Source organism: Roseateles sp. (genome assembly GCF_039595595.1).
GTDB lineage: Bacteria > Pseudomonadota > Gammaproteobacteria > Burkholderiales > Burkholderiaceae_C > Roseateles.
The window spans coordinates 63,375-78,873 of the sequence record NZ_JBCNLG010000020.1; the positions used below are offsets into that span (position 1 = coordinate 63,375).

11 protein-coding genes are annotated in these 15,499 nt (G+C 68.1%); 7 read left to right on the forward strand and 4 right to left on the reverse strand.

The genetic code is table 11. From position 1 onward, the window contains the following. Positions 1-79: 79 nt before the first annotated feature. Positions 80-862, reverse strand: a complete 783-nt coding sequence (gene fabI / locus ABDW61_RS20110; RefSeq protein ID WP_343641221.1) for an enoyl-ACP reductase FabI — start codon at positions 860-862, stop codon at positions 80-82. Positions 863-1,061: 199 nt separating this feature from the next. Here fabI and rimP point away from each other — a divergent pair, with 199 nt between their 5' ends. From rimP to typA, 6 genes are all read left to right on the forward strand, one after another. Beyond that, entirely contained in the window at positions 1,062-1,757 is a 696-nt protein-coding gene (gene rimP / locus ABDW61_RS20115; RefSeq protein WP_343641222.1) for a ribosome maturation factor RimP, read from the forward strand. After that, positions 1,754-3,232: a transcription termination factor NusA gene (gene nusA, locus ABDW61_RS20120; protein ID WP_343641223.1), complete on the forward strand. Its 1,479-nt coding sequence runs from the start codon at positions 1,754-1,756 to the stop codon at positions 3,230-3,232. The genes rimP and nusA overlap by 4 nt, the downstream gene beginning before the upstream one ends. Before the next feature lie 81 nt (positions 3,233-3,313). Continuing rightward, positions 3,314-6,301 carry a translation initiation factor IF-2 gene (infB, locus tag ABDW61_RS20125; protein ID WP_343641225.1) on the forward strand — a complete coding sequence of 996 codons (2,988 nt, stop codon included), beginning with the start codon at positions 3,314-3,316 and terminating at the stop codon, positions 6,299-6,301. A 75-nt stretch (positions 6,302-6,376) separates the two neighbouring features. Further along, entirely contained in the window at positions 6,377-6,757 is a 381-nt protein-coding gene (gene rbfA, locus ABDW61_RS20130) for a 30S ribosome-binding factor RbfA (protein WP_343641226.1), read from the forward strand. A 52-nt stretch (positions 6,758-6,809) separates the two neighbouring features. Continuing rightward, positions 6,810-7,769 carry a tRNA pseudouridine(55) synthase TruB gene (gene truB / locus ABDW61_RS20135; protein WP_343641227.1) on the forward strand — a complete coding sequence of 320 codons (960 nt, stop codon included), beginning with the start codon at positions 6,810-6,812 and terminating at the stop codon, positions 7,767-7,769. A 95-nt stretch (positions 7,770-7,864) separates the two neighbouring features. Continuing rightward, the gene (gene typA / locus ABDW61_RS20140) at positions 7,865-9,688 is read left to right on the forward strand and encodes a translational GTPase TypA (protein ID WP_343641228.1); all 1,824 of its coding nucleotides are present in this window, start codon (positions 7,865-7,867) and stop codon (positions 9,686-9,688) included. Positions 9,689-9,934: 246 nt separating this feature from the next. Here the strand turns inward: typA and xdp1 are convergent, their stop codons facing one another. The 3 genes from xdp1 to ABDW61_RS20155 form a co-directional block, all read right to left on the reverse strand. Further along, positions 9,935-10,768: an exosortase-dependent surface protein XDP1 gene (gene xdp1, locus ABDW61_RS20145; protein ID WP_343641230.1), complete on the reverse strand. Its 834-nt coding sequence runs from the start codon at positions 10,766-10,768 to the stop codon at positions 9,935-9,937. A 192-nt stretch (positions 10,769-10,960) separates the two neighbouring features. Next, positions 10,961-13,774, reverse strand: a complete 2,814-nt coding sequence (gene prsT / locus ABDW61_RS20150; RefSeq protein WP_343641231.1) for an XrtA/PEP-CTERM system TPR-repeat protein PrsT — start codon at positions 13,772-13,774, stop codon at positions 10,961-10,963. Between the two features lie 10 nt (positions 13,775-13,784). Then, complete coding sequence (locus ABDW61_RS20155; RefSeq protein ID WP_343641232.1) at positions 13,785-14,279, reverse strand: YajQ family cyclic di-GMP-binding protein; 495 nt, start codon at positions 14,277-14,279, stop codon at positions 13,785-13,787. Between the two features lie 118 nt (positions 14,280-14,397). Between ABDW61_RS20155 and murB the strand changes: the two genes are divergently transcribed. Then, a complete protein-coding gene (murB, locus tag ABDW61_RS20160) occupies positions 14,398-15,468 on the forward strand; it encodes a UDP-N-acetylmuramate dehydrogenase (protein WP_343641233.1) in 1,071 nt (356 codons plus the stop codon). The last annotated feature ends 31 nt before the right edge of the window (positions 15,469-15,499 follow it).

Here is a 15,499-nt window from a genome sequence, read left to right on the forward strand (position 1 = left end):
AGCGCCAGAACCCCAAGCACCACCGTCCCTGATCCACCGAGGTGATCGGCGGGTGGGGACCGGGGGGGCGTGAGAGGCGTTACTCCGTGCCGGCCATCGCGCCGTGGCTGAAGCCGCCATCGACGTAGATGATCTCGGAGCTGACGCCGGCAGCAAGGTCCGACAGCAGGAAGGCCGCCGTGTTGCCGACGTCCTCGATGGTGACGTTGCGCTTGATCGCGGCGCTGTCGGCGAACTGCTTCAGCAGCTTGCCGAAATCCTTGATGCCGGAAGCGGCCAGCGTCTTGATCGGGCCCGCCGAGATGCCGTTCACCCGGATGCCCTTGGCGCCCAGGCCGTACGCCAGATAACGCACGCTGGCTTCCAGCGAGGCCTTGGCCAGGCCCATGGTGTTGTAGTTCGGCACGAAACGCTCCGCGCCCAGATAGGACAGCGTCAGCAGCGCCGCACCCGGACGCAGCCGGCCCTGCGCCGCCTTGGCCATCGCCGGGAAGCTGTAGGCCGAGATATCGTGCGCGATACGGAAGTTCTCGCGCGTCATGCCATCCAGGAATTCGCCAGCAATCGCCTCGCGCGGCGCGAAACCGATCGAGTGGACAAACCCGTCGAATTCCGGCCAGTGCTGGCCCAGGTCCTCGAACAGACGCTCGATCTGGGCGTCATCGCCCACGTCGCAATCGAACACCAGCTTGGAATCGAATTCCGCCGCGAATTCGGTGATGCGATCCTTGAATCGCTCGCCCACGTAGCTGAAGGCCAGTTCAGCGCCTTCGCGGTGGCAGGCCTTGGCGATGCCGTAGGCGATCGAACGGTTGGACAGCACGCCCGTGATCAGCAGCCGCTTGCCGGCGAGAAATCCCATGTCTGCTCCTGGTATTCATTGATTCGAGGGAGGGCGGGATTCTCGCACGCCAGCCCGTGACCGATACCACAGCCTTGTCGGCATGCTGTTTGCATAGTACACTTCGAGCTTCGCTGAAAAAGTGAACGGTGGGCGGATTCATCCAGCCCATTTTTTTTGGCTGTCCCTACATGTCCGCACAGGATAGATACCGTCGTCGATGAATTTGAGCTGGCAAGCCGTTGTTGAAAAGACCGTGACCGGATTGGGTTACGAGGTGGTGGGCTGCGAACGCAGCGCCGGAGGCTTGCTGCGCGTGTACATCGACAAGCCGCTCGTGAACGGCCAGGAGCCGGAGCAGCCGGTCAACGTCGAGGACTGCGAGCGCGTGACGCGCCAGCTCCGCTACGTGATGGAAGTCGAGGAGATCGACTACCAGCGCCTGGAAGTCTCGACGCCCGGCCTGGACCGCCCGCTGAACCACGCCGGCGACTACGCCCGCTTCAGCGGTCATGAAGTGGAAATCACGCTGCGCGAGGCTTTCCAGGGCCGCAAGAAATACAAGGGCGTCCTGGCGGCGCCCGAGGGCGTCGCCGGCGACGCGCTGGCCGCGAGCGCCAACTGGCGCGTGATCTTCTCCGACGGCAAGACCGAGCAGGCGCTGGATTTCGCGCTGGACGAAGTGCGCTCGGCCAAGCTGGTGCCGGAGATCAGTTTCAAGGGTCGCACGCCGGGCACGGCGGGCGGCGCTGCCGCCGGCCAGCAGGCCGCGGCGAAAAAGAACACGGGCTTGGCGCCCAAGGGATCGGAATCTGCTGACGGAACGACGGCTGCGAAGCCCAAGGCGTCGAAGAAGAAGAGCAATGCCAAGTCCCGGCAGACGGATGACAAGGTTGACGGAGGTCTCGATCAATGAACCGCGAACTGTTGATGCTGGTGGACGCCATCTCGCGCGAGAAGAGCGTGGAGCGCGATGTGGTGTTCGGCGCCGTTGAGGCGGCGCTGGCCTCGGCCACCAAGAAGTTGTATGGCGGCGAGGTCGACATCCGTGTGGCCATCGACCGCGATACCGGCGAATACGAGACCTTCCGCCGCTGGCACGTCGTGCCGAGCGAGGCCGGTCTGCAGAACCCCGATTCGGAGATCCTGCTGTTCGAGGCGCAGGAACAGATCGCCGACATCGAGGTCGACGACCACATCGAGGAGGGCGTCGAGTCCGTGCCGATCGGCCGCATCGGCGCCCAGGCCGCCAAGCAGGTCATCCTGCAGAAGATCCGCGACGCCGAGCGCGAGCAACTGCTCAACGACTTCATGTCGCGCGGCGAGAAGATCTTCGTCGGCACCGTCAAGCGCCTGGACAAGGGCGACATCATCGCCGAGTCGGGCCGCGTCGAAGGCCGCCTCAAGCGCAATGAAATGATCCCCAAGGAGAACCTGCGCACCGGCGACCGTGTCCGCGCGGTGATCCTGGGCGTCGACCCGACGCAGCGCGGCCCGCAGATCATGCTGTCGCGCTCCTCGGGCGAGTTCATGAAGGAGCTCTTCGCGCAGGAAGTGCCCGAGATCGAACAGGGCCTGCTCGAGATCAAGAGCTGCGCCCGCGACGCCGGCAGCCGCGCCAAGATCGCCGTGGTTTCGCACGACAAGCGCGTCGATCCGATCGGCACCTGCGTCGGCGTGCGCGGCTCGCGCGTCAATGGCGTGACCAACGAGCTGGCCGGCGAGCGAGTGGACATCGTGCTCTGGTCCGAGGATCCCGCGCAGTTCGTGATCGGCGCGCTGGCGCCGGCCAACGTGCAATCCATCGTCGTCGATGAGGAACGCCATGCGATGGACGTGGTCGTCGACGAGGAGAACCTCGCGATCGCGATCGGCCGCGGCGGTCAGAACGTGCGTCTGGCCTCCGAGCTGACCGGCTGGAAGATCAACATCATGACCGCCGAGGAATCCGCCGCCAAGCAGGCCGAGGAATCCGACGTGGTGCGCAAGCTGTTCGTCGAGAAGCTGGACGTGGACGAGGAAGTCGCCGACATCCTGATCGCCGAAGGCTTCGCCTCGCTGGAGGAAGTCGCCTACGTCCCGATGCAGGAGATGCTCGAGATCGAGGCCTTCGACGAAGAGACCGTCAACGAGCTGCGCACCCGCGCCAAGGATGCGCTGCTCACGATGGAGATCGCCCGCGAGGAGAAGGTCGAGGAGGTCTCCCAGGACCTGCGCGACCTGGAAGGCATGACCCCGGAGCTGATCGCCAAGCTGGCGGGCGGCGACATTCACACCCGTGACGACCTGGCCGATCTGGCCGTCGACGAGTTGGTCGAGATTTCGTCCCTGGACGAGGCAGCGGCACGCGCTTTGATCATGAAGGCGCGCGAGCACTGGTTCAACGCATAACACGCCGAGCAGACACGCTCTGAAGCGATTTCAAGCGAAACCAGACCGCTCCGCCCCACACAAGATTTAAGGATTTCAACAATGGCCGTGACCACCGTCGCCCAGCTGGCCGCAGAGCTGAACAGGCCTGCGACCACTTTGCTGGAGCAGCTCCAGGCTGCGGGCGTCAAGAAGGCGTCCGCCGAGGACACCCTGAACGAAAGCGACAAGGAACGCCTGCTGGACCATCTGCGCACCGCGCATGGCACCAGCGGCGCCGAGCGCAAGAAGATCACCCTGACCCGCAAGTCGACCAGCGAGATCAAGCAGGCCGATGCCTCGGGCAAGGCGCGCACCATCCAGGTGGAGGTGCGCAAGAAGCGCGTCTTCGTCAAGCGCGAGGATGGCGTCGATGAAGCTTCCGCCGCCGCCGCGGAGGAAGCCGACCTGAAGCGCCGCGAGGAAGAGGCCCAGGCTCAGGCCGAGGCGCTGCGTCAGCAGGAAGAGGAACTCGCCCGCAAGATGCGTGAGCGCGAGGAAGCCGAGCGCGCCGCGCGCGAAGCCGAAGAGAAGCGCCGCGAGGAAGAGCGCGCCGCCCGCGAGGCCGCCGAGCAGGCCGCCGCCGCGGCGGCCGCGAAGGCAGCTGCCGAAGAGGAAGCGCGCAAGGCCGCCGAGGCCGCCAAGACCAAGGCCGAGAAGGCTGCGGAAAAGACGGCGGAGAAGGCGGACAAGCCCGCGGAGAAGGCCGAAAAGGCGGAGAAGGCCGAGAAGGCCGCCGCCCCGGCTGCCGCGCCCGCTCCGGCTGTTGCCGCGCCGGCCGAACCGGCCAAGCCGGTGCTGCGCGTGGTCAAGGCCGCCGACGTGGCCGCCGACGAGAAGGCCCGCCAGGTCGAGCTGGAGCGCCGCCGCAAGGCCGCCGAGGCCGAGGCCGCCGCCATCCGCGCGATGATGAATGCGCCCAAGAAGGTGCTGGTCGCGAAGAAGGAAGAGCCCAAGCCCGAGGCGGCTGCCGCCGGCATCAAGGGCACGATCCACAAGAAGCCGGGCGGCGTCGCAGGCGCCCCCGGCACGACCGCCGCGGCGGGCGCCGGCGCGAAGCCGGGCGACAAGAAGTCCGTCAAGTCCGAGAAGCTGTCGTCCAGCTGGGCCGATGACGCCAAGAAGCGTGGCGCCGCCGGCAAGCCGGGCGGCCGCGACGCGGGCGCGGGTGCCCGTCCGGGCGGCGGCGCCGCCGGCTGGCGCGCGCCAGGCCGAGGCCCCGCGGGCCGCCGTGGCGGCCGCGACGATCGCGGCGGCATGTCGTCCAACTTCCAGGCGCCGACGGAACCGGTGGTGCAGGAGGTCCATATCCCCGAGACCATCTCGGTCGCCGATCTGGCGCACAAGATGTCGGTGAAGGCCTCCGAGGTCATCAAGCAGCTGATGAAGCTGGGTCAGATGGTCACCATCAACCAGCAGCTGGACCAGGAAACGGCCATGATCGTGGTCGAGGAAATGGGCCACAAGGCGTTCGCCGCCAAGCTGGACGATCCGGACGCCTTCCTCGAGGAAGAGGGCGCCGCCGAGGGTCAGCACGAGCTGCTGCCCCGCGCGCCGGTCGTCACCGTCATGGGTCACGTCGACCACGGCAAGACCTCGCTGCTGGACAGCATCCGCCGCGCCCGCGTGGCGGCTGGCGAAGCCGGCGGCATCACGCAGCACATCGGCGCCTATCACGTCGACACGCCGCGCGGCATGGTCACCTTCCTGGACACCCCGGGTCACGAGGCCTTCACGGCCATGCGTGCCCGCGGCGCCAAGGCGACGGACATCGTCATCCTGGTCGTGGCCGCCGATGACGGCGTCATGCCGCAGACCAAGGAAGCGATCCACCACGCGAAGGCCGCTGGCGTGCCGATCGTGGTCGCGATGAACAAGATCGACAAGCCCGATGCCAACCCGGAGCGCGTCAAGAGCGAGCTGGTGGCCGAGGAAGTCGTGCCGGAAGACTTCGGCGGCGATTCCCCGTTCGTGCCGGTGTCGGCCAAGACCGGCCAGGGCATCGACGAGCTGCTCGAGCAGGTGCTGCTGCAGGCCGAGGTGCTGGAGCTCAAGGCCGCGAAGGACTCGCTGGCCAAGGGCCTGGTCATCGAAGCCAAGCTGGACAAGGGCCGCGGCCCGGTCGCGACGGTGCTGGTGCAGTCCGGCACGCTCAAGCGCGGCGACGTGGTGCTGGCCGGCTCGACCTACGGCCGCGTGCGCGCCATGCTGGACGAGGACGGCAAGCCGGCGACCGAAGCCGGTCCGTCGATCCCGGTCGAGATCCAGGGCCTGACGGAAGTCCCGCAGGCGGGCGACGAGTTCATGGTGCTGAGCGACGAACGCCGCGCCCGTGAAATCGCCACCTTCCGCGCCGGCAAGTACCGCGACGTCAAGCTGGCGCGCCAGCAGGCCGCGAAGCTGGAGAACATGTTCGCCGACATGACCGCCGGCGACGTGCAGACGCTGCCGCTGATCATCAAGGCCGATGTGCAGGGTTCGCAGGAAGCGCTGGCGTCCTCGCTGCTCAAGCTGTCGACCGACGAGGTCAAGGTGCAGATCGTCCACGCGGCGGTCGGCGCGATCAGCGAATCCGACATCAACCTGGCGATCGCCTCCAAGGCCGTCGTGATCGGTTTCAACGTGCGTGCCGATGCCGGCGCGCGCAAGGTGGCCGAGCACAACGACGTCGACCTGCGCTACTACAACATCATCTACGACGCCGTGGATGAAGTGAAGGCGGCGATGGCCGGCATGCTGGCCCCGGAGCAGCGCGAGGAAGTCATCGGCACCGCCGAGATCCGCACCGTGTTCGTGGCGACCAAGATCGGCACGATCGCCGGTTCGATGATCACCAGCGGTCACGTGACCCGCAACGCGCGCTTCCGCCTGCTGCGCGACAACGTGGTGGTCTACACCGGCGAGATCGAGTCGCTCAAGCGCATGAAGGACGACGTCAAGGAAGTCCGCGAAGGCTTCGAGTGCGGTATCAAGCTGAAGAACTACAGCGACATCAAGGAAGGCGACCAACTGGAAGTCTTCGAAATCAAGGAAGTGGCGCGCACGCTGTAACCCGGCGAGCCGACGCTTCATGCCCGGCGGGTCGCCCCGCCGGGCTTTGTTGTTTGAGAGAGTGAGGAAAGAGCCATGCGTCACAAGCGATCGATCCCCAACCGCGGTCTGCGCGTGGCGGACCAGATCCAGCGCGACCTGGCCGAACTGATCCGCGAGTTGAAGGACCCGCGCATCGGCATGGTGACGATCAGCGCGGTCGAGGTCACGCCCGACTACGCGCACGCCAAGGTGTTCTATTCGCTGCTGGTCGGCGACGAGAAGGCCACCGGCGAGGCGCTGAACGAGGCGGCGGGATTCCTGCGCAACGGCCTGTTCAAGCGCTTGCAGATCCACACCGTGCCCAGCCTGCATTTCCATTTCGACCGCACCACCGAGCGGGCGGCCGAGATGAGCGCGCTGATCGCGAAGGCGAATTCGTCCCGCGCCAAGGACGACGAGACCACCGAGGACTGACCCTCCTCCGAGACTGAAAGAGACGCCGGCCCGAGAGGGCCGCCGCCCCGTGATGAGTGCAGTTGCCCCCCGCCCGAAAATCGTGAAGCGCGCCGTGCACGGCGTGCTGATGCTGGACAAGCCGCTGGGCCTGACCAGCAATGACGCCTTGCAGAAGGTCAAGCGCCTGCTGCGCGCGGAGAAGGCCGGCCACACCGGCACGCTGGATCCGCTGGCCACCGGCCTGCTGCCGCTGACCTTCGGCGCGGCGACCAAGTTCAGCCAGGTCAGCCTGGAGGCCGACAAGGGCTACCGCGCGACGCTGCGCCTGGGCATCACGACGACCACCGGCGATGGCGAGGGCGAGGTCCTCGAGCGGCGCGACGAGGTGGCCCGGCCCCTGGACCTGGACACGATCCGCGCCGCGTGCGAGGCCTTCCGGGGCCCGATCTCGCAGCTGCCGCCGATGTACTCGGCGCTCAAGCACCAGGGCCGCGCGCTGTACGAGCTGGCCCGCGAGGGCGTCACCGTCGAGCGCGCGCCGCGCGAGGTCACGATTCACGCGCTGGACATCGTCGACTGGCAGGCTGACGAACTGCTGCTGGTCATCGACGTGCGCTGCTCCAAGGGCACCTACATCCGCACGCTGGCCGAGGACATCGGCGCGAAGCTGGGATGTGGCGCCCACCTGGCCGGCCTGCGCCGCACGGCCAGCGGGCCGGTGTCGGTCGAGCAGGCCGTCACGCTGGAGCAGATCGAGGCCCTGGACGATGCCGGCCGCCTCGCGCTGCTGACCGCGCCCGACAGCCTGCTGGGCGAATGGCCCGAGGTCGAGCTGAGCAACGACGAGGCCGGTCGCTTCCTGAGCGGCATGCGCCGCCGGGTGGCGCTGGCTGATCTGCCGCAGGTGCGCGTGTACGGGCAGATGCCGCGCGCCTTCCTCGGCAGCGGGCACGTGACCGGCGGCGAGCTGATCGCCGACCGGCTGCTGAGCCCGGCCGAGATCGCCTCCATGCTGATCCAGGCGGCCTGAGCGCCGCGCCCCCCACGAGTTCCAGAGACACCGAGTCCCCCGATTTCCCGAATCCCCGAGAAAGCCTAGAAAGCCCTCTTAGCGAAAGCGTCCCCATGAGCAAGCAAATCCGCAATATCGCCATCATCGCCCACGTCGACCATGGCAAGACCACCATGGTGGACCAGCTCCTTCGCCAGAGCGGCACCTTCGCCGAGCACGAGAAGGTCGTCGACACGGTGATGGACAACAACGCCATCGAACGCGAGCGCGGCATCACCATCCTGGCCAAGAACTGCGCGGTGAGCTGGAAGGGCACCCACATCAACATCGTGGACACCCCGGGGCACGCGGACTTCGGCGGTGAAGTGGAACGCGCGCTGTCGATGGTCGACGGCGTGGTGCTGCTGATCGACGCCCAGGAAGGCCCGATGCCGCAGACCCGCTTCGTGACCAAGAAGGCGCTGGCGCTGGGCCTCAAGCCCATCGTCGTCGTCAACAAGGTTGACAAGCCGGGCGCCAAGCCGGACGCCGTCATCAACGCCGCTTTCGACCTGTTCGACAAGCTCGGCGCCACCGATGAGCAGCTGGACTTCCCGGTCGTGTACGCCTCGGGCATCAACGGCTGGTCCTCGCTGGAAGAGGGCGAGCCCGGCGGCAAGTGGGGCGAGGACATGTCCGCGCTGTTCGACACCATCCTCAAGCATGTGCCGCCGCAGAGCGGCGACCCGGCCGCGCCGCTGCAGCTGCAGATCTCGGCGCTGGACTTCTCGACCTTCGTGGGCCGCATCGGCGTGGGCCGCATCAGCCAGGGCACGCTCAAGCCGGCCATGGACGTGGTCGTGATGGAAGGCCCGGACGGCAAGGTCACCAAGGGCCGCGTCAACCAGGTGCTGACCTTCCAGGGCCTGGACCGCGTGCAGACGAACGAAGCCGGCCCCGGCGACATCGTGCTGATCAACGGCATCGAGGAAATCGGCATCGGCGTGACCGTCACCAGCCCGACCAATCCGGCGCCGCTGCCGATGCTCAAGGTCGACGAGCCGACGCTGACGATGAACTTCTGCGTCAACACCTCGCCGCTGGCCGGCCGTGAAGGCAAGTTCGTCACCAGCCGCCAGATCTGGGACCGCCTGCAGAAGGAACTGCAGCACAACGTCGCGCTGCGCGTGAAGGAGACCGACGAGGACGGCATCTTCGAGGTGTCGGGCCGCGGCGAACTGCACCTGACCATCCTGCTGGAGAACATGCGCCGCGAAGGCTATGAGCTGGCCGTGTCCAAGCCGCGCGTGGTCTTCCAGGAGATCAACGGCGAGAAGTGCGAGCCGATCGAGCTGGTCACCGCCGACGTGGAAGAAGCCCACCAGGGCGGCGTGATGCAGGCCCTGGGCGAGCGCAAGGGCGAACTGGTCAACATGGAGCCGGACGGCCGCGGCCGCGTCCGCCTCGAGTACCGCATCCCGGCCCGCGGCCTGATCGGTTTCTCGAACGAGTTCCTGAACCTGACCCGGGGCTCGGGCCTGATCTCCAACATCTTCGACGGCTACGAGCCGCACAAGGGCGAGATCGCCGGCCGCAAGAACGGCGTGCTGATCTCGATGGACGCGGGCGAGATCTTCACCTACGCGCTGGGCAAGCTGGATGATCGCGGCCGCATGTTCGTCAAGCCGAACGATCCGGTCTACGAAGGCATGATCGTCGGCATCCACAGCCGCGACAACGATCTGGTCGTCAACGCGACGCGCACCAAGCAGCTGACCAACTTCCGCGTCAGCGGCAAGGAAGACGCGATCAAGATCACGCCCCCGATCGAGCTGACGCTGGAATACGGCGTCGAGTTCATCGAGGACGACGAACTGGTCGAGATCACGCCGAAGTCGGTGCGCCTGCGCAAGCGCCATCTGTCCGAGAACGACCGCAAGCGCGCGGCGCGCAGCTGATCGCGCGGGGCGCAGGCGCCTGGGCTGCGGAGGTCCGGGCGTTGGCCGCCGATGCATGGGGCCCCGGCGGCAAGCGCCGGAACCCCACGCATCACCGTCCCCAACCACCGTCGTACTGCCACGGTTTTGCGACCGAGGTGTGCTGGGGAGATGAAACGCCTGATGCTTGCATCGGGCGTTTTTCGTTTCTCTGCGGGGAAAAGAAAGGCGACCCGTGAGGGTCGCCTTGTTGCGGAGCAGGGAGGCTCAGCGTTGGGATTGCTTGCGGCGGCGGACGCCGATCGCGCCGAGCAGCGCGAGGGAAGCCAGCGCCAGCGAGGCGGGTTCCGGCACGTTGCCGCCGCTGCTGCCACCGCCGCCGGCCTTGTTGCCGGAGACGGAGAACAGCTTGATGAAGTCGTAGCCGGTGTAGTCGGTGCCAATGCCGCGGGTCAGTCCGGTGGTGGAGCCGTCGCCGCCCGTCGGATTGCCGCCCAGCTGCGAGTTGTAGGCGGTGACGATCCACCAGCTCGAGTTGATGCTCGTGCTGACGTTGGCCACGCCGTTCTTGCTCTGCAGGTCGGCATAGCTGCTGACCAGCGACCAGCCGCTGGCCGACTTCAGCGAGGCCGCGGTCTTGCCGGCGATGGTGTTGGCCACGTTCACGCCGGCGGTGGGGCCGGTGTAGGCCAGCAGGGTGATGTCGGCGTCTCCATACCACCAGCCGAGCTTGATCTGGGTGAGGTTCACCAGGTCGTCGAACTTCAGCAGGATCAGGTCCTGATAGCCGTAGTTGTCCAGTGAATGCTGCGGCGAACCCGTGTCGTTGACCGGCGCGCTGACGCCGAAGCCATTGCCGCTGTAGTACTGCAGCGTGCTCTGCGCGAAGCCGTTGGTGCTGCTGTAAGCGCCGCCGCTGGTGGTGTTGACGGAGGCCGAGTAGGCGGAGTAGCTGACGTTGGGCGCCGCGTCCCCCGTCTCGGTGCAGTTGCTGACGCAGCTGCTGGCGGTCCAGGTCGAGACGGCCTGCGCGCTGATCGGCAGCATCGCTGCCAGCGCCACGGCGGCCAGTCCCATCAGGCGGTTTTCAACTTGTCGCATGGTGTTCCCCTCGCTCCCCCGACGCGGTCGGGTCTCTGATTCATTGCGGCTTCGTCTCGCAAGCACCGGGCCAGCGTCACGATTCCCTTACGGCTCAAGCACTTGGCGTAAAAAGCGCGTGTGGTTTGGGGCCGGACTGTAAGTTCTTCCGACAGGCCCGGAAACCCCTCACCGAAGGGGCTCCGGCAGGCCTCAGCGCAAGCTCTGGCTCAGGGCCAGCGCCTCCTTGTGGCTGTCGAAGCCGCTGCTGCGCAGCGCCGCGTCGAGCTCCTCGCGCGCCTCGCCCTTGCGGCCGGCCTTGGCCAGCGCCGCTGCCAGGTGATAGCGGATGTCGGGGTTGCCCGGCTCGCGCAGCCGGGCGTCGCGCAGCAGTTGCAGCGCGCGCTCGGCATTGCCGGCGAGGTGATGGGCCCAACCGGCCGTGTCGATGATGGCGGCGCTGCGCGGATCCAGCCCCAGGGCCTGCTCCGCCGTCGTGGCGGCCGCGGCCGCATCGCCCTGCCGGATCATCGCGTTGGCGAGGTTGTTGAGCGCCTCCGCGTCCTTGGGCCGCAGCTTGAGCGCGGCTTCATAGCTGCGCCGGGCCGCGGCGAAGTTGCCTGCACGCGCCTGGGCATCGGCCAGCGCCTTCCAGGCCGCGACGTCCTGCGGATGGGCCTTGAGCCAGCGGTCGGCCAGCTCCTGCGCCGAACGCCCGGTCGGATCCTGCCGTCCCAGCGCCCGCACCAGCGCCAGCAGGCTGCCGCTGGTGGGCTGCACCTCATGCGCCTTGCGCAGCGCCTCGACCGCCTGCGCCGGCTGCTTGCGGGCCTGCGCGACGTCCGCCAGCAGCGTGTAGCCCAGCGCCGCCTGAGGGCGCAGCTGGACGACCTGGCGTGCCTGCTTCTCGGCCAGCGCCGTATTGCCTTGCTGGAGCGCGACCGTCGATGACAGCGCCAGCGCGCCCACGTGCTGGGGCGCCGTCTGCAGCGCCTTGTCCAGGCTGTAGGCGGCGCCGGCGAAGTCGCGCGCGTCCAGCTGCAGCCCGGCGATCTGCGTGAGCGGATCGGCACCGAAGCCGGAGCGCCGCGCCGCGTTGGTCAGCGTGGCCTTGGCGCCATTGAGGTCGCGATTCCCGAGCTGCGCGCGGGCCAGGGTGATCAGCGTCTGGGGATCGTCCGGCGCCTTGCCGAGCAGCCGCTTGGCCGCTTCGAGCGCGGGGGCGGGCTGTTCCTGCCGCAGCAGCCAGACCACCAGCGCCTGATCGGCGCGCGTGTTGCGCGCGGTGCTGACGTCGGCCGCCTTGGAGAGCCAGCGCAGCACGTCGGCGGACTGGCCGCGCGCCTCGCTGAGCAGCGCCATCTCATACAGCGCGTCGGGGTTCTTCTCGTCGGCCTTGAGCATCGCGGCGAGCCGCGCCTGCGCGGCGTCGAACTGGCGCTGCGAGATGTCGAGCCGCGCCAGGCCGAGCTGGGCTTCACTCAGTCCGGGATCGAGCTGGCTGGCCTTCTGATAGGCCTCGCGCGCGCCGGCGAGGTTGCCGGCGCTGCGCTGCGCGATGCCGAGCTGCATCCACGTCGAGGGATTGGCCGGCTCCTGCTTGACCAGTTTCTCCGCGACGCCGACCGCCTTGGCCGGCTGACCGCCACGCAGGTAGAGCGTGACCAGCGCCATGCCCGCGTAGGTCTGGCGCGGGTCGCGCTGGAAGGCCTTCTCCAGCTCGCCCGTCGCGTCGCCTGCCTGGCCGCTGCGCAGCAGCGACAGGCCCAGCGTGGTGCGGAACTCGGGCGCGTCCTTGGCCTTGAGCGCCTCCTGCATCAGCGTGGCGGCGCGCGCATGGCGGCCCTGTGCCATCTGCAGCGAGGCCATCATCACCAGCGCCTGTCCGTCGCCCGGATAGGCCTTGAGGTAGGACTCGAGCACGTCGGAGGCGCGATCCAGATTCGGCTCGGCGACATAGACCTGCGCGAGCAGCTTGGACAGCGGGCTGCCCGGCGTCTGGCGCTGCGCGTACTCCAGGTAGGGCTTGGCCTTTTCCATCTCGCCCAGCCCGAAGTGCGCCAGGCCGTTGAGCATCAGCGCCTGCGGGCGATAGCGGATGAACTCGATGGGCACCGGGTCGAGCTCGGCGCTGATCGCCTTGAGCGCGGCCTTGGCCGTGGCGGCATCGCCGCGACGCTCCGCCAGCACGGCGCTCAGGTAGAGCACGCGCGGCTCGCTCGGCGCCAGCTTGAGCAGCGACTGGACCTGCGCCAGCGCGTCGGCATCGCGGTTCAGGTCGATCAGCAGGCCGCCGCGTGCGAGTTGTGCCTCGAGATGCCGGGGATCGGCGGCGATGGCGCGTTCGTAGCCTTTCAGCGCCTCATCGAGGCGCCCCTGCACATGGGGCACCGTGGCCCGCTGATAGAGCGCCTCGCCGTTGTTTGGCGCCAGCAGCAGGGCCTTGTCGGCGGCGGCGCCGGCCTGGTCGAACTGCCGCGCGCGCAGCCGCAGCGGGACTTCGGCCAGGTAGGTGTCGGCGTTGTCGGGAGGAATCGCGCGCGCCAGCTCGATCTGCTGCTGCGCGCGGACCGGATCGCCCAGGTCCGACGAGGCGGCGGCCCGCACCAGCAGCAGCGGCTTGCGGATGTTGTCGGGCAGCCCGTCCGGCACCAGCGCCGGCAGCTTGAAGACCTCGGCCTGCTTGCCCTGCGCGACCAGCGCCTGCGCCAGCGGCACGGCCACCTCGGCGCGGTTGATGCCTTGCGAGAGCGCCTCGGTGAACTCGATCTCGGAGGCCGCGGCCTCGCTGCGCATCAGCAGCGCCTTGCCCAGCAGCACATGCACGGCCAGCAGGCGCTTGTCCTGCTGCAGCGCGTTCTTCAGCTGGATGACGGCGCCATCGATGTCCTGGCGTTCGAAGCGCTGCAGCGCGTCCTCGTAGAAGCGCGCCGCCTTGGCGCTGTCCGCGTGCGCCGCCGACGCGCACAGCGTCAGCAGCGCCGCGGCCGCGCAGGCGCGCCAGCCCGGCCGGCCCAGTGAGCTCATCGCGCGGCGCTCACTTGCGGTAGTTGTCGAAGCTCAGCGGCAGGTCGGACAGCTCCTTGCGCAGCACGGCCTGGGCGGCCTGCAGGTCATCCAGCGACTTGCCGGTGATGCGCACGGTGTCGCCCTCGATCTGCGCCTGCACCTTGAGCTTGCTGTCCTTGATCGCGGCCACGACCTTCTTGGCCTCGGCGGCCTCCAGGCCGTTCTTGATCTTGTAGACCTGCTTGACGCGGTCGCCGCCGAGCTTCTCGATCTTGTCCTGCTTGTCGACGAAGCCCAGCACGACGCCCTGCTTGGTCAGCTTGGCGTAGAGCACGCCCTCGATCTGCTCGAGCTGGAACTCGGCGTCGCCGGTGGCGTGAATCTCCTTTTCCTTGTCCTTCCACTCGATGGAGGCGCTGGTGCCCTTGAAGTCGAAGCGGGTGGTGATTTCCTTGGCGCTGGCGTCCACGCTGTTGCGGACCTTCACCATGTCGGGTTCGAGGACGGTGTCAAAACTGGGCATGGGGGAACTCTTTCGATGGGGCGAGGGCCGGGATCGGCCTTCGGGGAATATCGGCGGGGGATATCGCGGGGATATCGGCGGGGAATATCGACAGGGGATATGGGCGAGAATTCTAGCCATGCAGTCTCCCTCCACTCCCCCCTCGACCGAGCGCCGCGAGGGCGTCGTCATCGAGACCGACGTCAACCTCAAGGCCTACAACACCTTCGGCCTGCCCGCGACGGCGCGCCGCCTGGTGCGCATCCGCGAGGAGCTTGACGTGCGCCGCGTCGTCGACCACCCGGAGCTGGGCCGCGCGCCCAAGTTCGTGCTCGGCGGCGGTTCGAATCTGGTCCTGACGAAGGACGTGGACGCGGTGGTGCTGAAGATGGAGATCCCCGGCCTGCGCGTCGAGGAGCGGGACGACTGCTGGATCGTGGAAGCCGGCGCCGGCGTGCCTTGGCACGAGGCGGTGGCCGGGTCGCTGGAGCAGGGCGTGCCCGGGCTGGAGAACCTGGCGCTGATCCCCGGCACCGTGGGCGCCGCGCCGGTGCAGAACATCGGCGCCTACGGCGTGGAGCTGAAGGACCGGCTGGAGAGCGTCGACGTCGTCGACCTGACGACGGGCCGGCGCGTGACGCTGCCGGCGGCGGTGTGCCGATTCGGCTACCGCGACAGCGTGTTCAAGCAGACCGGCTACGGCGGCCTGGCTGGCAAGAGCGTGATCACGAAGGTGCGCCTGCGCTGCCCGAAGCCGTGGCAGCCGCAGCTCGGCTATCTGGACATCGAACGCAAGATGACCGAGACCGGCCTCCACGCGCCTGACGCGCGGCAGGTTTTCGACTGGATCTGCGAGATCCGGCGCGCCAAGCTGCCGGACCCGGCGCGCATCGGCAATGCGGGCAGCTTCTTCAAGAATCCGGTGGTGAGCGCGGAGCAGTGCCGCGACATCATCACGCGTGATCCGCACATCGTGCATTACCCGATGCCCGATGGCAGCTTCAAGCTGGCGGCGGGGTGGCTGATCGACGCCTGCGGATGGAAGGGCAAGAGCGTGGGCGGCGCGGCGGTCTACGAGAAACAGGCGCTGGTGCTGGTGAACCGCGGCGAGGCCCGCGGCGCCGAGGTCGTCACGCTCGCCCGGGCGATCCAGGAAAGCGTCTACGGCCGCTTCGGCATCCGGCTGGAGCCGGAGCCGGTCGTTGTCTGAGTCGGTCGGACGAGTCGCCCTTTCGAGGGGC